Source organism: Bradyrhizobium sp. CCBAU 11430 (assembly GCF_028128855.1).
In the GTDB taxonomy this organism is placed as follows: domain Bacteria; phylum Pseudomonadota; class Alphaproteobacteria; order Rhizobiales; family Xanthobacteraceae; genus Bradyrhizobium; species Bradyrhizobium ottawaense.
Map to the genome: position 1 here is coordinate 1 of NZ_LBJV01000044.1, position 16,372 is coordinate 16,372.

The 16,372-nt window shown below is 64.5% G+C and carries 17 protein-coding genes; 5 read left to right on the top strand and 12 right to left on the bottom strand.

Features of this window, described 5'->3' with window-relative positions; genetic code table 11:
- Positions 1 to 193 precede the first annotated feature (193 nt).
- The 9 genes from XI04_RS11535 to soxX form a co-directional block, all read right to left on the bottom strand.
- Positions 194 to 361 carry a hypothetical protein gene (locus tag XI04_RS11535; protein WP_162832267.1) on the bottom strand — a complete coding sequence of 56 codons (168 nt, stop codon included), beginning with the start codon at positions 359 to 361 and terminating at the stop codon, positions 194 to 196.
- Between the two features lie 80 nt (positions 362 to 441).
- Complete coding sequence (locus tag XI04_RS11540; protein ID WP_028139702.1) at positions 442 to 1,479, bottom strand: MBL fold metallo-hydrolase; 1,038 nt, start codon at positions 1,477 to 1,479, stop codon at positions 442 to 444.
- Between the two features lie 261 nt (positions 1,480 to 1,740).
- On the bottom strand, positions 1,741 to 2,199 hold the full coding sequence (locus tag XI04_RS11545) for a DsrE family protein (RefSeq protein ID WP_271610076.1): 459 nt from the start codon (positions 2,197 to 2,199) through the stop codon (positions 1,741 to 1,743).
- Complete coding sequence (gene soxB, locus XI04_RS11550) at positions 2,196 to 3,947, bottom strand: thiosulfohydrolase SoxB (protein WP_028139704.1); 1,752 nt, start codon at positions 3,945 to 3,947, stop codon at positions 2,196 to 2,198. Before soxB ends, XI04_RS11545 begins: the two co-directional genes overlap by 4 nt.
- A gap of 53 nt (positions 3,948 to 4,000) precedes the next feature.
- On the bottom strand, positions 4,001 to 4,306 hold the full coding sequence (locus XI04_RS11555; RefSeq protein WP_038970735.1) for a hypothetical protein: 306 nt from the start codon (positions 4,304 to 4,306) through the stop codon (positions 4,001 to 4,003).
- Positions 4,303 to 5,166, bottom strand: a complete 864-nt coding sequence (gene soxA / locus XI04_RS11560; protein ID WP_028139706.1) for a sulfur oxidation c-type cytochrome SoxA — start codon at positions 5,164 to 5,166, stop codon at positions 4,303 to 4,305. Before soxA ends, XI04_RS11555 begins: the two co-directional genes overlap by 4 nt.
- Positions 5,166 to 5,477 carry a thiosulfate oxidation carrier complex protein SoxZ gene (soxZ, locus tag XI04_RS11565; RefSeq protein WP_095424998.1) on the bottom strand — a complete coding sequence of 104 codons (312 nt, stop codon included), beginning with the start codon at positions 5,475 to 5,477 and terminating at the stop codon, positions 5,166 to 5,168. The genes soxA and soxZ overlap by 1 nt, the downstream gene beginning before the upstream one ends.
- A 13-nt stretch (positions 5,478 to 5,490) precedes the next feature.
- Positions 5,491 to 5,982, bottom strand: coding sequence for a thiosulfate oxidation carrier protein SoxY (soxY, locus tag XI04_RS11570; protein ID WP_038970738.1), 492 nt, complete (start codon positions 5,980 to 5,982; stop codon positions 5,491 to 5,493).
- A gap of 25 nt (positions 5,983 to 6,007) precedes the next feature.
- On the bottom strand, positions 6,008 to 6,334 hold the full coding sequence (gene soxX / locus XI04_RS11575; protein ID WP_085968002.1) for a sulfur oxidation c-type cytochrome SoxX: 327 nt from the start codon (positions 6,332 to 6,334) through the stop codon (positions 6,008 to 6,010).
- 267 nt (positions 6,335 to 6,601) lie between these two features.
- Here soxX and XI04_RS11580 point away from each other — a divergent pair, with 267 nt between their 5' ends.
- Complete coding sequence (locus XI04_RS11580) at positions 6,602 to 7,273, top strand: DUF938 domain-containing protein (RefSeq protein ID WP_028139710.1); 672 nt, start codon at positions 6,602 to 6,604, stop codon at positions 7,271 to 7,273.
- A gap of 94 nt (positions 7,274 to 7,367) precedes the next feature.
- Here XI04_RS11580 and XI04_RS11585 read toward each other — a convergent pair whose 3' ends face one another.
- Complete coding sequence (locus XI04_RS11585; protein WP_028139711.1) at positions 7,368 to 9,434, bottom strand: prolyl oligopeptidase family serine peptidase; 2,067 nt, start codon at positions 9,432 to 9,434, stop codon at positions 7,368 to 7,370.
- Between the two features lie 194 nt (positions 9,435 to 9,628).
- On the opposite strand from XI04_RS11585, the gene XI04_RS11590 reads away from it, so the two are divergent.
- Together XI04_RS11590 and XI04_RS11595 are read left to right on the top strand one after the other, a co-directional pair.
- Positions 9,629 to 10,876 carry an MFS transporter gene (locus tag XI04_RS11590; RefSeq protein WP_028139712.1) on the top strand — a complete coding sequence of 416 codons (1,248 nt, stop codon included), beginning with the start codon at positions 9,629 to 9,631 and terminating at the stop codon, positions 10,874 to 10,876.
- Positions 10,877 to 11,088: 212 nt separating this feature from the next.
- On the top strand, positions 11,089 to 12,324 hold the full coding sequence (locus tag XI04_RS11595) for an MFS transporter (protein WP_028139713.1): 1,236 nt from the start codon (positions 11,089 to 11,091) through the stop codon (positions 12,322 to 12,324).
- Positions 12,325 to 12,403: 79 nt separating this feature from the next.
- On the opposite strand, the gene XI04_RS11600 is transcribed toward XI04_RS11595, so the two are convergent.
- A complete protein-coding gene (locus tag XI04_RS11600; RefSeq protein ID WP_028139714.1) occupies positions 12,404 to 12,898 on the bottom strand; it encodes a VOC family protein in 495 nt (164 codons plus the stop codon).
- Positions 12,899 to 13,007: 109 nt separating this feature from the next.
- Complete coding sequence (locus XI04_RS11605; RefSeq protein WP_028139715.1) at positions 13,008 to 13,553, bottom strand: carboxymuconolactone decarboxylase family protein; 546 nt, start codon at positions 13,551 to 13,553, stop codon at positions 13,008 to 13,010.
- 138 nt (positions 13,554 to 13,691) lie between these two features.
- On the opposite strand from XI04_RS11605, the gene XI04_RS11610 reads away from it, so the two are divergent.
- Together XI04_RS11610 and XI04_RS11615 are read left to right on the top strand one after the other, a co-directional pair.
- Complete coding sequence (locus tag XI04_RS11610) at positions 13,692 to 14,906, top strand: acyl-CoA dehydrogenase family protein (RefSeq protein ID WP_028139716.1); 1,215 nt, start codon at positions 13,692 to 13,694, stop codon at positions 14,904 to 14,906.
- Positions 14,907 to 15,075: 169 nt separating this feature from the next.
- Positions 15,076 to 16,215 (top strand): acyl-CoA dehydrogenase family protein, encoded by a 1,140-nt coding sequence (locus XI04_RS11615; protein WP_028139717.1) that lies wholly within the window; start codon positions 15,076 to 15,078, stop codon positions 16,213 to 16,215.
- Positions 16,216 to 16,372 lie beyond the last annotated feature (157 nt).

Genomic DNA, 16,372 nt, shown 5'->3' on the forward strand with positions numbered 1-16,372 from the left:
GCAGGATGGAGCCTCAGAGATATGTGCATGCCCTAGTGCGAACGCAGGGACCCATACCGCGGGATTTATCGATTGTGACAGGTCGCAGTACCGGACGGCGATCCCCCGCCAACTTCTCCCTGGGGTTATGGGTCCCTGCGTTCGCAGGGACGACGGCGGAGAGTGGGGCGCTAGCGTCGGATCATAGCCCCCCTCAAAACGACTCGTCATCCGGACCGTAGCGGTCACGCTTGGGCGTCGCGATGTCGCCGTCCTCGTAGTCATCGTCATCGAGCGGAGGCGGGGGTATCTTCACCTTGTCTTCCGCCCGCTTTTTGTCAGCGATTTTGGGCGGCTCGCTTGGCTTGCCGATCTTGGCCATGGCTGTTCCCGGATGGTGATGCTGCATCCGATCCTATCCGGAACATATGTGTAGTTTCTGACCTATCGCAAGCAGGGCCGTCAGTGCACGAGCGGCCCGCCCGCCTTCTTCCAGGCATCCACGCCGCCGGCGATATGGGCGGTGTTGGAAAGGCCGGCCGCCTTGGCGGCGGCCACCGCCATCGCCGAGCGCTCGCCGAAGGCGCAGAAGAACACGATGCGGCGGCCGGTGGCGGCGGCGACCTCGCGCAGCATGCCGCCGGGCTTGAGGCTCTCCTCGACGGACGGATAGGGCGTATGCAGCGCGCCTTCGAGCATGCCGTGCTTCATCCGCTCGTTGGTCTCGCGCAGATCGACCAGCAGCATGTCGGGCCGGCCGAGAATGCGGATCGCCTCGACCGCGCTGAGCGCGCGGCCTTCCTTCTCCAGCTCCTCCTGATGCAGGCCGACATGCATGTTGGCGGGCACCGCCACGTCCATCATCTTCGGATTGGGCAGCTTCAGGTTGGCCATCAGCTCGATATATTCGTCGACCGAGCGCACCTGGAGCCGCGGGTTGTAGCGCTTCTCCTCGCCGATGGTGGAGACGGTGTCGCCCTTGTAGTCGTGCGCCGGAAACACCATCGTCTCGTCCGGCAGCTTGAGCAGCCGGTTGAAGATCGAATCGTACTGCGCGCGCGAGGAGCCGTTCTGGAAATCGGTGCGGCCGGTGCCGCGGATCAGCAGCGTGTCGCCGGTGAAGACGCGGTCGCCCATCAGGTAGGAATAGGAATCGTCGGTGTGGCCGGGCGTGTACATCACGTCGAGCGACAGGCCCTCGATCGTCACCTTGTCGCCGTCGGCGACCCGCATCGCCACAACGTCGGCCTTGGTCTGGTCGCCCATCACGGTCATGCAATGGGTGCGGTCGCGCAGCTCGCCGAGGCCGGTGACGTGGTCGGCATGCAGATGGGTGTCGACCGCCTTGACCAGCTTGAGGTCGAGCTCGCGCAGCAATTGGCAGTAGCGATCGACCTTCTCCAGCACGGGATCGAGGATCAGCGCCTCGCCGCCGGGGCGGCTGGCAAGGACGTAGCTGTAGGTGCCCGAAACGCTGTCGAAGAGCTGGCGGAAGATCATGGCAAGAGACCCGGCGTGGAACTGATTGCAAATTCTACTACGCCACGGGTCGAAAAGAGAAGCAAGTCACTGTGTTGGGAGGGAAATATGGAATATTATTTTGCATAACTCGCTGTCGTCCCGGCGAAGGCCGGGACCCATAACAGGGAGCAGTTTAGGGCAGATCAGTCGTTCGGTACTCCTACCAGCCCCTACCGATAGATCACGCGGTATGGGTCCCGGCCTTCGCCGGGACGACGAGGGAGGGTGTTGCGGAAGACGCTACGGCCTCACCACCGTATACCCATTCTCCGCCAGGAACAGGATCTGCCCGACCCCGACCTGCACCGGTGTTGCCGCGGGAATGAATTCCGGCCGCTTGCCCGTCTCGCGCTCGATCGTATCCACCGTGTTGAGACAGATGTCGAAGCGCACGCCCTGCGCGATCAGGCTCTCGACCTGCTTGCGACGCTCGCTGCCGGACAACAGGAGATCGACGCCGGGGCCGAACGCGACGACCTCGATCGCGATCTTGTCGGGGTCGTACGCCTTCAAGAGATTGTTGGCGACGCTGAGCACCAGCGCCTGCTTCTTTGCATCACCGTCGGAAAGCTGCAGCACGATCCTGTGCTCTGCGAACGGCTTGTCCTGAAGCGGCACCTGCTGCGCCGAGGCCGGCAGGATCGCGGCCCGGACCAGTAGCGCCAGTAGTAGCGCAAATAAGATCTGCGCCCGCTTCATCCCTGTCCCGCAATACCCGGATTGTCCTCGACGCCTCTCAGCGTCACGCCGGAGCCGAGCCGCTCCTGAAACATCCGGCCCGAGCGCAGATATTTGCCGACGACGTCCCACACCGGCGCGCCTTGCTGGCCGTTGACCGAAGCCCAGCCTGCGACCTTGTAGCGGTGGCTGGCGCTGAGCGCCTTGCCGCCATGGAGTTTCACTTCCGAGATGCGGCCGCCGATCGCGGCGGTCGGCGTGCAGGTGTAGCTGAGTCCACCGGCGCGCACCATGTCGCCGCCCTGCTGATAATAGGGATCGGCGTTGAAGAGGTTGTCGCAGACGTCTTCCAGCACGTCCTTGATCTGGGCTCCCGTCATCTCCTGCACATAGGTCTCGGGATAAGTGATCGCAGTTTCCGCGAGCAGATCCTCCATGGTCAGGGCCTGGCCCGACAGCGCGGTGACGCCCCAGCGGAACCCCGGCGACAGCGCGATCTCGGCATCGAGCTCGGTGCGGAGCGCCGTGCAGATCAGCTCGTCGACCGGCCCGGAGAAATTGCCGCGCCGATAGAGCAGGCGGTCGGGCGTTGCGATCTTTGCCGACCAGTCGGTCACATGCGGCGCGCGCAGCCGGCCAATCAGCTCGGCCATTCCGGGGTCGGGCTTCAGCAGCTCGGAATAAACCGGCAGCAGATGATAATGAATGTCGCTGACCTTGCCCTTGTCGATCGCGAGATCGAGCACGGCGAGGAATTTTCCGTTGGAGCCGGCATTGGTGACGAGCGTGGTGCCGCCGGCGTTCTTCACGGCGATGGGCTGCGGCACGGCGTCATGGGTATGGCCGCCGAGAATGACATCGATGCCGGTGACGCGGCTTGCGAGCTTGAGGTCGACGTCCATGCCGTTGTGCGACAGCAGGATGACGGCATCGACCTTGTCGGTGCCGCGCAAGGCATCGACATGCTTCTGCAACTCCTCCTCGCGGATGCCAAAGGTCCAGTCCGGCGTGAACCGCTTGGGGTGCGCGATCGGCACGTAAGGGAAGGCCTGGCCGACGATCGCGACCCGGTGACCGCCGATCTCCTTGATCATCGAAGGCTTGAACACGCGTCCCGTGGCCTTGTCGAAGGCGGGAGCGTCGTTGAACGCGGCTTCCTCGGTCAGGAACACGTTCTGCGCCAGAAACTCGCCCTTGAAGCGCTCGAGATTGTCGCGCAGCGTCTGCTCGCCATAGGTGAATTCCCAATGCCCGGTCATCGCTTCGATGCCGAGCAGATTGGCGACCTCGACCATGTCGCGGCCCTGCATGACGTTGGCAAGCCCGGTGCCCTGCCAGAGATCGCCGCCGTCGACCAGCAGCGAGCGCTTCTCGCCGACATCGCCGCGCAAGCGGTCGACCAGCGTCTTCAGATGGGCAAAGCCGCCGAGCTTGCCGAAGCGGCCTGCAGACTTCTCGAACTCGACACAGGTGAAGGCATAGGCATCGGCGCTGTCGGGACGGATGCCGAAACGATCGAGGAAGGCGCGGCCGACCAGATGCGGCGGCCGCCCGGCCATCTCACCGACGCCGATATTGATGCTGGGCTCGCGGAAATAAACCGGGTTGAGCTGCGCATGCGTGTCGGTGATGTGCAGGATGCGCGCGTTGCCGAAGCGCTCGAGGTCGTAAATGCTCGCGGACTCAGTGCCCCGCGCAAGCCGCGGCAGACTGAGCGATGCAGCGGCAAGGCCTGCGCTCTTCAGGAAATCGCGGCGGCGGATCGCCATATCAAAATTCTCCGCGCCCTCAATGTCGCAAGACTGTTTCAGTTGATGCCAGTCTAGCGGATTTCCATCGCCTTCCAGGCTTCTTTTTCAGAGGTCGCCTGGAAGATCGACGCCTTTGCCAGCGCCTCGGCCTCCTTGGCTGCGGCCGTGGCGCGGTCGAAATCGCCGCCATCCGCCGCTTTCCTGGCCGCGGCCAGCGCCGAGACGGTCACGGTCCACTGGTTGCGCAAGCCGGCAGCCTCCTTCGATGCGGCTTCAGCGGTGGCATAGGCCGCCTTGTAGTCCGCTTCATTTGCCGCGCGCGCCGCTGACGCGAGGCCGAGCGCCAGCAGCATGGCGAGGGGAAGTGACCGCTTCATGGCCGCGCTCCCGGTCCTGATATCGGCAAGCCGTTGGCGACATAGGACAGGAAATATTCGACGTCGCGATATTCGTCCGATTGCGGCTCCAGCGGAACCGCGCGGGTCTGGCTGTTGCAGGTGACGAAGCGGCGGCTGGTCGTGCCCATGCCGCTCCATTCGGAGCGGTAGATCGGCATCGCGTTCAAAATGCCGAGCGCCGGCGCCAGGATCTCGGCGCGGATGCGCTCGCCCGGGCTCTGCACATGGCAGCTGGCGCAGGAGAAATTCATCTGGCCACGTCGCGTGTAGAAATAACGCTTGCCGTTCTCGAACGCGGCGAGCGCGCGGGGATCATCGGGGATCTTGATGTCCATCGGCTTGCCCCGCGAGGTGAAGGCCATGTAGGCAGTGAGCGAGGCCATCTCGTCCTTGACGTAGGAGTAGGGCGCCTCGCCATTGGCCTCGCGGCAGCGGTTGAGCGCGAGCTCCAGCGTGACGACCTTGCCCTCCTTCTCGTCGAAGTAAGGATAGTTCTGGCGGATGCCGACGCCCCCGTTGGAGAAGCAATCGGCATAGGTCTTGCCGTTCTTGAACGGAGTGGCAAACATCTCCTTGCCGGCATCGAGCGCGAACTCATAAGGAGGGAATTCCTCCTTCTCCTGCCACTGCCGCTTCATGTCCGCGTTCATGGAATACGGACCGTTGACGAAGTCCTCGTGCTTCACGTCGGGAAATTTCTGGAAGAAGAAATTCTGGAACGCCTTGGCGTCGGCAACGGGATCGACCTTGTCGGCCGCGACGACGCGCGGAGAGGTGAGGGCGAACGCCACGAGCGCGGCGCTGAGCGAGCCAAGCAGCAGGGCAGATCGGGTCTTCATCACGAAATCTTCGCGGTGGTCGTATCCGACGCACCCTTGTTGTCGGTCCAGGAGATCTTGAGGTCGTCGCCCTTCTTGGCGCCTTTGAAGCTGAATTTGACATAGGGGTCCTTGGAGACCGCAGTGCCCCAATCGGCAACGAAGACGTCCTTGCCGTTACATTCGAATTTCAGCTGCTGGATGAAGTGCGCGGGGATCGGCTCACCCTTGGGATCCTTGACCAGGCCGGTATCCATGGGGTGCTGGATCAACGCCTGCACCTCGGTGATGTCGCCATTGGATGTTGCGCGCACGCGAATGCTTGATGCCATCGGACCGATCCTCCTAGCCGCCGCAGCCGCCGACGGTGACCTTCACTTCCTTGGTGGCGCTGTAGAGCTTGCCGTCAGCCTCGACGATGGCGACCAGTTTGGTGGTCTTGGCCATTTTCAGCCGGTTGGCGACGCCCGGAATGGTGCCGTCGGCGATCTTGTAGGACGCGGCAAGCGCGTACGGGTTCTCGGTCACGAAGAACGAGATCGAGGTGACCTTGTCGAGCGTCGTCGTCACCGACACCGGCACCACGCCACCGTTCTCGGCGATCTCGGGCGCATCCAGCTTGACTTTGTCCGAGGGCTCGGCGGTCTTGCCATAGAGCGCCTTGATCGCGTCGGCCTCGTTCTTCTGCTTGAAGGCCTCTTCCGGATATTTGTCGTTGGCCGCGGCGCGCGCGGGCGTCGCCGCGAACGGCAGATTGCCAAGGCCGAGCAGCGCGACAGAGGCCGCGCCCTGAAGGATCAGGCGCCTTGTCGCAAGCGGGCCGGTGGTCGTGGTCATCGCAAGTCTCCTGGGCAGCCGGCCGTTACAGGGTCTGCAGGAAATCAACGATCGCGCTGATCTCCTGTTCGGTCAAAATCCGGTTCCGGCCGAACGGCGGCATCATGGTCTGCGGATTGCGCTTGGTCTCGTCGAAGATGATCGCGGTCAGCTCGTTGCGATCGGGGTATTTGGCCTTGAGGTCCTTCAGTTCCGGCCCGATTGTTCCCGGCAGGTCGCCCCCTTTGATGACGTGGCAGGTCAGGCAATTGCCCTTGCCGCGATCGAAAGCGAGCTTCTGGCCGTCGGCGACAGCGGATTGTGCCCGCGCCGGAGCCACAGCCGCGCCGGCGGAGAGGAGCAGCGCCACCAGGACGGCAAGCTTGCAATGAAAGGCGGTCAAGGCGTCGTCCCAAGCGTTATGTCGATGATCTCGTTTGCGGAAATATAAGCGTTCCAAAGCACAAAGGGCATCGTCTGACAATCAAGACTATGCACGCGGCAAAATGGAGTTAATATCCTGCGCATTGCAACCGATGAGACAGTTTGTTCATCCCAGCAGGTTGGCACTAGCAAATTATTCTAGGGCGTTTGGCCCTTACGGGCCGTCTTTTCTGTTTCACATTTATTGGGGACTGACTTGGCTGAATATGTCGTCGAATTTGGCAGGGATGGCGGACGGGTCGAGCCCGATGGGCGGCTCGATGCGCCTGCGTTCCATCGCAACCACCTGCCCATCTGGGCGGCGCTGGAAAAGCACCTCACCGGGCTGACCGGCAACGTGGTCGAGCTCGGCAGCGGAACCGGCCAGCACGTGGTCCATTTCGCCCGCCACACGCCCGGCCTGATCTGGTGGCCGAGCGACCTCAACCAGCGCCACCTCAAGAGCATCGAAGCCTGGCGCGTCCATACGGGCCTCGCAAACATCCGCAGCCCCCTGCGGATCGATCTCACCGATCCCGACTGGTGTCCGGAGATGAAAAGCGGACAGACGCCGACGAGCCTTGCGGCGGTGTTCTGCGCCAATGTCATCCACATCGCGCCCTGGGCCGTGGCCGAGGGCCTGTTCGCCGGCGCCGGCCGTTACTTACGCCCCGACGGCAAGCTGTTCCTCTATGGCCCGTTCAAGCGCGACGGCAAGCACACCGCGCTCAGCAATGCGGTGTTCGACACCTCCCTGCGTGAAGGCAATCCCGACTGGGGCGTGCGCGACATCGGCGATGTCGAGACGCTCGCGAAGGCTGCGGGTCTTCGCCTCGTCGATACGATCGACATGCCCGCGAACAATCTGACGCTGGTGTTTGAGCGGTAGGAAACCGTCATGCCCGGGCTTGTCCCGGGCATCCACGTTCTTCGTGCAGCAAGGCAAGGTGTGGATGGCCGGGGCAAGCCCGGTCATGACGGGCCTAGCCTTCATCCCCCCACCCGATCTTCTCCTTCAAGAACCGAAAACCGAGCACCTCGAAGCCGGCGCGCTCCTTGTTGTCCTTGCCGTAGCCGTGGCCGCCGGCTTCCGGCTCGTAGAACCAGGCCTCGTAACCCATGGCCTGCAGCTTTGCCGCCATCTTGCGGGCGTGGCCGGGATGAACGCGGTCGTCGCGCCGCGTGGTGGCGATCAGGATCGGCGGATAGGTCTGGCCGGCTTTCACATTATGATAGGCCGAGTAGGTCTTGAGCCACTCCCACTCCTCGGCCTTGTCGGGGTCGCCATATTCCGCGATCCAGCTCGCGCCCGCGAGCAGTTTTGTGTAGCGGCGCATGTCGATCAGCGGGATGGTGCAGAACAGCGCGCCGAAGCGCTCGGGGTAGCGCACCAGCATGTTGGTGATGAGGATGCCGCCGTTCGATCCGCCCTGGGCCGCGATCCGTTTTGCGCTCGTCACGCCGCGGCGGACGAGATCGGCCGCAACCGCGGCGAAATCGTCATGCGAGAGTTTCTTGCCGGCGAGCCGGCCGGCATCGTGCCAGCGCGTGCCGAACTCGCCGCCGCCGCGTAAGTTCGCCTGCACAACGGTGCCGCCGCGCTCCAGCCAGAGCTTGCCGAGCGAGGCGTTGTAGTACGGCTTCACCGAATGGGCGAAGCCGCCATAGGCGCTCATATAGACCGGCGCATCGCCGGTCTCGCCGCCCGGGCCGGTCTGGACATAGGGAATGCGCTCGCCATCGATCGAGACCGCCTCGTGCTGCGTCACCACGAGCCCGTCGGCGGTGAACGTCTTCGGCGCCTGCTTCAGCACGACCGGGCTTGCGACGCCGCGCTCGATCAGCAGCAGCGACGGCGGGGTGAGCGGATCCTGCACATTGGCGAGCAGATCGCCATTGCTCTCGCTGGGATGACGATCGAGCGGCCAGACGTCGACGACGCCGATCTCGGGCAGGCCGCCAAGCGTCTCGCGGCTCCAGCCGGTGGCCGAGGGCGTGAAGGTCTCAAAGCGCGGACGCAGCTCGTCGAGGATCGACAGCACGAGCTTGCCCGCAGCCCAGAACAGGCCTTGCAAAGCGCGCCGCGGCGCCGGCTCGAACAGCACCGCAAAATCGCGACTGCCGTTCAGGAATGCCGAGAGTGAGATGCCGAGCACGGTGTCGGTGGCGTAGGTCCGCCCGCCGGCCGTCCAGTCCTTGCGCAGCTTCATCGCGAACCAGTCGCCATGGGCCTGCAGCCAGATGCCGGTCGGCAGATCGAGCTTGGTCATGCGACCGGCGGCATCGCGCAGCCAGACCGCGTGATTGAAGAAGTCGATCTGCTCGACGATCCAGACCCGCGGCTCAGGTCCGGTGTCGTCGGCGCCGCCATAGATCATCATGTGATCGGCGGTGGTCTCGATGATCACCTCAGCCTGATCGACCGGCTGGCCGCGCCGCCACAGGCGAACTGTCCGCGAGTATCCGGAGTCCGTCACCATGCCCTCGCCATGCGCGCTCGACAGCAGCAACGTGTCGGCATCGAGCCAGTCCGCGCCGCCCTTGGCTTCCGGCAGTGTAAAGCCGTCGGCGACGAAGCTCTTCGTAACGAGGTCGAATTCCCGCAACGTCACGGCGTCGCTGCCACCGCGCGACAGGCTCAAGATGGCGTGCGAGCTTCCCGGCGTCGTGGCGATCCCGCTCAGCAGCCAGTCCTCGCCTTCGCGCGCTGCGAGCTGGTCGATATCCAGCATGGTCTCCCACGCAGGACCGGCTTTGCGAAACTCCGTCAGCGTGGTCCGCCGCCACAGGCCGCGCGGGTTGGCGGCGTCCTTCCAGAGATTGTGCAGGTCGCTGCCGCGCCGGCTGACATAGGGAATGTTGTCGGGGCGATCATAGATCGCTGCGAGGATGTCGCGGTCGTGCTCGAAGGCTTTGCCACCGAACGCCTGGAGCGTCAGGCTGTTCTGCCGCTCGACGAAATCGAGCGCTTGCGTGCCCTCGATCTCCTCCAGCCACAGCCAGGGATCGTCGTCGGGAGCGCTGAGTGTAGGCCTGTCGTCGACGGTCATGAACGAAACTCCCAAAAGTCGCGGCGATAGGATTTGATCGAGCGCAAGCCGTCAAGCGCGCGGCCCGCTATCATCGCACCGATTGCGTCAGAGGCATGGCCTGCGCCCGTTTGCGCCGGTTGCCCGGCCACTCGCGTCACTCCATAGTGCCGGGAATCAACCAGCCCTCGAGCCCGTTCGGGCAGAAAAAGCCGATGCTTGACGTGACTTCTGCCCATGAGATCGCCGACGACGCCCGCGTGCGCGCCAATGTGGTGCGCCTGGCCGCGGCCCAGGCGCTGACGGGCGCCAACTCGGCCGTGATCTTCGCCACGGGCGCGATCGTCGGGGCCACGCTCGCGCCGGACATGTCGTTCGCAACCGTGCCGATCTCGATGTATGTGGTCGGACTTGCTGCCGGCACGCTGCCGACCGGCGCGATCTCGCGCCGTTTCGGCCGCCGCGTGGCCTTCGTCATCGGCACGGGCCTCGGCACGCTCACCGGCGTGCTCGGCTCGTTCGCGATCCTGCACGGCTCGTTCGCGCTGTTCTGCATCGCGACCTTCCTCGGCGGCCTCTACGGCTCCGTCGCGCAGTCCTATCGCTTCGCCGCTGCCGATGGCGCCAGCGCGGCCTACCGGCCCAAGGCGGTCTCCTGGGTGATGGCCGGCGGCGTGTTCGCCGGCGTGCTCGGTCCGCAGCTCGTGCAATGGACCATGGACGTCTGGCAGCCCTATCTGTTCGCCTTCAGCTTCCTGGTGCAGGCCGCCGTGGCGCTGATCGCGATGGGCATCGTCGCCGGCGTCGACATGCCCAAGCCCGCGCCGGCCGATCTGCATGGCGGCCGGCCGCTGCTCACGATCGTGACGCAGCCGCGCTTCGTCGCGGCGGCGCTGTGCGGCATCATCTCCTATCCCATGATGAATCTGGTGATGACCTCGGCGCCGCTCGCCATGAAGATGTGCGGCCTGTCCGTGTCCGATTCCAATTTCGGCATTCAATGGCACATCGTCGCGATGTACGGGCCGAGCTTCTTCACGGGCGCGCTGATCGCCCGTTTTGGTGCGCCGAAGATCGTGGCAGCCGGCCTGCTGCTGGAGGCTGGCGCTGCCGGCATCGGCCTCTCCGGGCTCACCGCGATGCATTTCTGGGCCACGCTGATCGTGCTCGGCGTCGGCTGGAATTTCTCCTTCATCGGCGCCTCCGCGCTGGTGCTGGAGACGCACCGGCCGCAGGAGCGCAACAAGGTGCAGGCCTTCAACGACTTCCTGGTGTTCGGCATGATGGCGATCGGCTCGTTCTCCTCCGGGCAATTGCTCGCCAATTACGGCTGGTCGGCGGTGAACCTGGTGGTGTTTCCGCCGGTCGTTCTCGGTCTTGCCGTGCTCTCGCTGGTTTCCTGGGCCCGCCGTCGCAAGGCGCGGCTGGAGGCGGCGATGGGCGAGTTCCCGGACGCGATTTGACTGGCAGGAGATTGTCAGCAATGTTGATACTTCGATCCAGGTCGAAGTGATTTTTTGGCGAGGGCTATTTAGATGTTCGTCATGGCCGGGCTTGTCCCGGCCATCCACGTCTTAGGGACGCGGATCGAAGAACGTGTATGCCCGGGCATAGGCGAGCGGAAGCGACGCCGTCCTTCAGACGGCTATGCCCGGGCATGACGGGAGTAGGCGGCATGCTCGACAATCCTCAACAGCCAGCGATCGACGAATCCTCCCTGCGTTACGAAGGCTGGCGCATCGTTGCGGTCTGCTTCCTGCTTGCGACCTTCGGCTGGGGGCTCGGCTTCTACGGCCAGAGCGTCTATGTCGCCGAGCTGCAGCGCGCGCGGGGCTGGCCGACCACGCTGATCTCATCGGGCACCACGTTCTTCTATCTGTTCGGCGCGCTGCTCGTCGTGTTCGTCGGCGAAGCCGTGAGGAGATACGGCCCGCGCTTCTGCCTGATCGCCGGCACACTGGCGATGGCGGCAGCTAGCGTTGCGATCGGCGCCGTGCGCGAGCCCTGGCAGCTTTATCTCGCCGATGCCGTGCTCGCCTTCGGCTGGGCCGGCACCAGCCTCGCCATGATCACCAACACGATCAGCCTGTGGTTCGACCACAAGCGCGGCATGGCGATCAGCCTGGCGCTGAACGGCGCCAGCTTCGGCGGCATCGTCGGCGTGCCGCTGCTGGTGACCCTGATCGGCCATGTCGGCTTTGCCAGTGCGATGTATGCCGCCGCCGGCGCCATGCTGGTGCTGCTGCTGCCAGTGATCCTTGTTCTCGTCGGCCGCCCGCCCGATCACCACGGCTGGCACGCGGCGGCCAAGGCGAACCCGCAATCATCGACGCAGATCCGCGCATGGGCGCTGCGCGACGTCGGCTTCCTCACGGTGACGATTGCGTTTGCGCTGGTGCTGTTCGCGCAGGTCGGCTTCATCGTGCATCTGATCTCGTTTCTCGATCCCGTGATCGGCCGCGAGCGCGCTGCTGTCGCCGTCGCGGTGCTGACTGCGATGGCGGTGGTCGGCCGCGTGCTGTTCTCGTTGGTGATCGATCGTCTCAACCAGCGGCTGGCCTCCGCGCTGTCGTTCCTCAGCCAGGCCGCGGCGCTTCTGGTCGTCATCAACCTCCACAACGACTACGTGCTGATCGCGGCCTGCGCGGTGTTCGGCTTCTCCGTCGGCAACCTCATCACGCTGCCGTCGCTGATCGTGCAGCAGGAGTTCGATTCGTCGTCGTTCGGCGTGCTGATCAGCCTCAACACCGCGATCAACCAGGTGACCTACGCGTTCGGTCCGGGAATCGTCGGGGCCTTGCGCGATTGGTCCGGCGGTTATTCGCTGCCGTTCTATCTCTGCATCGCGCTGGAAGTGGCGGCCGCGGCGTTGATCATGGTGCGGGGAAACAGGTTTCGTAGGGCGGATTAGCGAAGCGTAATCCGCCAACTTCGCCCCGCATTCGCTGAGACATGGTGGGTTACGGCTTCGCCTAACCCACCGTACGGCATCACGTTTCCCGATCCCTCAACAACCCCTCCACATCCAGCCGTTTCGTCACCATCGCGAGCTTGCCATCCGGCCCGAACGGCCATTGCTCCCTCGGCTTGTCCCAATACAGCTCGACGCCATTTTCATCCGGATCGCGCAGATACAGCGCGTCGCTGACGCCGTGATCGCTGGCGCCATCCAGCGCAATGCCGGCCGAGCGCACGCGGTGCAGCGCATCGGCGAGCGCGGCGCGCGTCGGATAGAGGATGGCGGTGTGATAGAGACCGGTCGTGCCGGGCGGCGGCGGCGAGCCGCCCTTGCTTTCCCAGGTGTTGAGCCCGATGTGGTGATGATAGCCGCCGGCCGAGATGAAGGCCGCGCCCGAACCCATGCGCTGCATCAGCTCGAAGCCGAGCACGCCGCAATAGAAGCCGAGCGCGCGATCGAGATCGGCGACCTTGAGGTGAACGTGGCCGATCCTGGTGCCGGCGGCGACGGCTGGGCTTTGCGACATGGGAATGCTCCGTTGAAGGCATGCACATAAGGCGGGCTTCGGGGCTCTGCTACGGCCGATCCCGAAACCCAGCGTTTCCTGATGCGCAATTGCGCATCAGGAACAGAAATTAAGCCAGTTCCGCCACCTCGCCCTCCGGCAGGCCGAACTCGAACGTGTTCAGCGTCATCGACACCATCGTGTAGTAACCGCACAGGCCGATCACCTCGACCACGCCGCGCTCGCCGAGCAGCTTCACGGCCTCGTCGTAGAGCCCCTTCTCGACGCCGTGGCCCTCGTGCAGCGATTTCGCCACGTCGTAGATCATCCTGCCCCTGGGATCGTCGAACTCGGGCGTGCGGCGGTCGCGGATGGCGTCGATGATTTTGGGATCCATGCCGCCCGCCAGTGCGAGACGCTTATGCGCGTACCATTCGTAGTGCGCGGTCCAGTGCCGCGCCGTCACCAGGATCGCAATCTCCGAAAGCTTTGCGGGAAATATCGTGTCGAAGCGCAGCACCTCGCCGAGCCGCGTGGCGTGGCGCGCCATCTCCGGGCTGCTCAGCCAGGCCATCATCGGCGCCGGCGGCTTGCCGCGCTTGCCGGCAATCGACTCGTCGTAGGTCTGCCGCTGGCTCTCGTTCATTTCGCCAGGCGAAAGAAGTTTCAGGCGCATCGTCGTTTCCTCTTTGTTTTCAAGCACCGTCTTGGTCGCGACTATAGCGGAATACGGCTCGCGGAAGTGGTTGAATTCCGCGGGAGCTTGGCCCAGAGTCGCGCCCAACAAGTCGATTTTGATTGATGGAAACGACCAATGTCTGAATCCAAAACCAGCGATTCTGAGACCGCCGATCTCGAAACATTCCGCGCTGAGACGCGCGCCTGGCTGGAAGCCAATTGCCCGCCGGAAATGCGCAAGCCCGCGACGTCGGATGCCGACGTGTTCTGGGGCGGACGCAACGCAAAGTTCTCGTCCGAGCCGCAGCGCATCTGGTTCGAGCGCATGCGCGACAAGGGCTGGACCGTGCCTGACTGGCCCAGGGAATATGGCGGCGGCGGTTTGAGCGCCGCCGAGCACAAGGTGCTGCGCGCGGAGATGGGAAGAATCGGCGCGCGTCCGCCGCTGTCGAGCTTCGGCATCTGGATGCTCGGGCCGGCGCTGCTGAAATACGGCAACGACGCCCAGAAGCAGGAGCACCTGCCCAAGATTGCCGCGGGCGAGATCCGCTGGTGCCAGGGCTATTCCGAGCCGAACGCCGGCTCCGACCTTGCTTCGCTGCAGACCCGCGCCGAGAGCGACGGCGACGATTTCGTCATCACGGGTTCGAAGATCTGGACCTCCTACGCCAACTACGCCGACTGGATCTTCTGCCTGGTGCGTACCGATCCCGCTGCGAAGAAGCATGACGGCATCAGCTTCATCCTGTTCGACATGACCTCGAAGGGCGTCTCGACCAAGCCGATCCTGTTGATCTCCGGCTACTCGCCGTTCTGCGAGACCTTCTTCGACGGCGTCCGCGTGCCGAAATCGCATGTGGTCGGCACCGTCAACCGCGGCTGGGACGTTGCGAAATACCTGCTGCAGCATGAGCGCGCGATGATCTCGGGCATGGGCGAGCGCGGCGTCGGCCGTCCGCTCGGTCAGATCGCGGCCGATTCCGTCGGCACCGATGCGCAGGGGCGGCTCGATGATTCCATGCTCCGCGGCAAGATCGCCAGCTTCGACGTCGATGAAGCCGCGCTTGCGGCGTGCGCCGAGCGCGCCGTCGATCTCGCCAAGGCGGGACAGGCGCATCCGGCGTTCTCCTCCGCGATGAAATATTACGGCACCGAGCTCAACAAGCGCCGCTACGAGATCCTGATGTCGGCCGGCGGCGCCGATGCGCTGGAATGGGAGAGCGAGCGCTCCAAGCAGGGCGCCCGCCCGCGCGCCTGGCTGCGCACCAAGGCCAACTCGATCGAAGGCGGCACGAGCGAGGTGATGCTCGGCATCGTCGCCAAGCGCATCCTGGATTTGCCGGGGGCGTGAGGCGCACTCTCACCACCCGTCATTCCGGGGCGCGCGAAGCGCGAGCTAAGATGCGCAATTGCGCATCTGAGAATCCATACTCCCGATCGTGGTTATGGATTCCGGGCCTGGCCCTTCGGGCCATCCCGGAATGACGACGACAAATAGATTTCTCATCGGAAACACGCACATGGCCCTCGTCCTCACCGAAGAACAATCGATGCTCCGCGATAGCGCACGCGGGCTGATCAGCGACAAGGCGCCGGTGTCGCATCTGCGCCATTTGCGCGACAGCAAAGACCCCACCGGCTTCTCCAAGGAGTTTTGGCATTCCTTCGCCGAGATGGGCTTCGCCGGCCTCCTGGTGCCGGAAGAATTCGGCGGCAGCGGGCTCGGCTATGTCGAGGCCGGTGTCGTGATGGAGGAGATCGGCCGCACCTTGATGCCGTCGCCCTTCCTCGCCACCAGCGTGATTGCGGCCTCGGCGCTGAACCGCGGCGGCAATGCCGCGCAGAAGTCGGAATATCTGCCGAGGATCGCGAGCGGTTCGCTGCTCGCGACGCTCGCGATCGACGAAGGCGCAAAGCATCGTCCGCTCCAGACCAACCTGCAGGCCGTGCGCGCCGGCAACGGGTTCAAGCTCTCCGGCGCCAAGGCGCTGGTCGTCGATGGCCACGTTGCCGATTTGCTCATCCTCGCCGCGCGCACGGGCGGCACCGCCGGCGAGCGCGAAGGCTTGACGCTGTTCCTGGTGAACCCTGCGGCCAAGGGCGTCGCGATCGAGCGCACCATCATGGTCGACGCGCACAATGCGGCGCGGATCGAGCTCGCCAATGTGGAGGTCAATGCCGACAGCGTGCTCGGCGAGGTCGATCAGGGCGCCGCGCTGCTCGACGGCGTGCTCGACATCGGCCGTGGCGCGGTCGCAGCTGAAATGGTCGGCCTCAGCGAAGAAGTTTTCAACCGTACCGTCGAGTACCTCAAAAATAGAAAGCAGTTCGGCAAGCTGATCGGCGAATTCCAGGCGCTGCAGCATCGCGCCGCCGAGCTCTATGTCGACATCGAGATCACCCGCGCCGCCACCATGAAGGCGCTTCAGGCGCTGGATACCGATGTTGCCAAGGCAACGTCAGCCGTCGCGGTGGCAAAAGCCCGCGCCGGCACCACCGCCACCCGCGCGGTCCAGGAAGGCGTACAGATGCATGGCGGCATGGGCATGACCGACCAGTTCGACATCGGCTTCTTCATGAAGCGCGCCCGGGTGTGCGAGGAATTGTTCGGCGACGCCAATTACCACACCGAGCAGCTGGCGCGGGCGCGGGGGTATTGAGCTGAGGCGCGAAGGGCGGCACGGTGGTATCGCACCCTAGGTGTCGTCCCGGCGAACGCCGGGACCCATAACCCCAGGGAGGGGTTTGACGAAGGCTCGCAGTCTAAAGAGACTCTCCGCGGTACGGTCACCTGCGCTTATCGATAAATCACGCGGT

Excerpts from the sequence above, each read along its gene's own strand:
- XI04_RS11535 (WP_162832267.1), bottom strand. The coding sequence starts at position 361 with ATGGCCAAGATCGGCAAGCCAAGCGAGCCGCCCAAAATCGCTGACAAA.
- XI04_RS11540 (WP_028139702.1), bottom strand. The coding sequence starts at position 1,479 with ATGATCTTCCGCCAGCTCTTCGACAGCGTTTCGGGCACCTACAGCTAC.
- XI04_RS11545 (WP_271610076.1), bottom strand. The coding sequence starts at position 2,199 with ATGAAGCGGGCGCAGATCTTATTTGCGCTACTACTGGCGCTACTGGTC.
- soxB (WP_028139704.1), bottom strand. The coding sequence starts at position 3,947 with ATGGCGATCCGCCGCCGCGATTTCCTGAAGAGCGCAGGCCTTGCCGCT.
- XI04_RS11555 (WP_038970735.1), bottom strand. The coding sequence starts at position 4,306 with ATGAAGCGGTCACTTCCCCTCGCCATGCTGCTGGCGCTCGGCCTCGCG.
- soxA (WP_028139706.1), bottom strand. The coding sequence starts at position 5,166 with ATGAAGACCCGATCTGCCCTGCTGCTTGGCTCGCTCAGCGCCGCGCTC.
- soxZ (WP_095424998.1), bottom strand. The coding sequence starts at position 5,477 with ATGGCATCAAGCATTCGCGTGCGCGCAACATCCAATGGCGACATCACC.
- soxY (WP_038970738.1), bottom strand. The coding sequence starts at position 5,982 with ATGACCACGACCACCGGCCCGCTTGCGACAAGGCGCCTGATCCTTCAG.
- XI04_RS11585 (WP_028139711.1), bottom strand. The coding sequence starts at position 9,434 with ATGACCGTCGACGACAGGCCTACACTCAGCGCTCCCGACGACGATCCC.
- XI04_RS11590 (WP_028139712.1), top strand. The coding sequence starts at position 9,629 with ATGCTTGACGTGACTTCTGCCCATGAGATCGCCGACGACGCCCGCGTG.
- XI04_RS11595 (WP_028139713.1), top strand. The coding sequence starts at position 11,089 with ATGCTCGACAATCCTCAACAGCCAGCGATCGACGAATCCTCCCTGCGT.
- XI04_RS11600 (WP_028139714.1), bottom strand. The coding sequence starts at position 12,898 with ATGTCGCAAAGCCCAGCCGTCGCCGCCGGCACCAGGATCGGCCACGTT.
- XI04_RS11605 (WP_028139715.1), bottom strand. The coding sequence starts at position 13,553 with ATGCGCCTGAAACTTCTTTCGCCTGGCGAAATGAACGAGAGCCAGCGG.
- XI04_RS11610 (WP_028139716.1), top strand. The coding sequence starts at position 13,692 with ATGTCTGAATCCAAAACCAGCGATTCTGAGACCGCCGATCTCGAAACA.
- XI04_RS11615 (WP_028139717.1), top strand. The coding sequence starts at position 15,076 with ATGGCCCTCGTCCTCACCGAAGAACAATCGATGCTCCGCGATAGCGCA.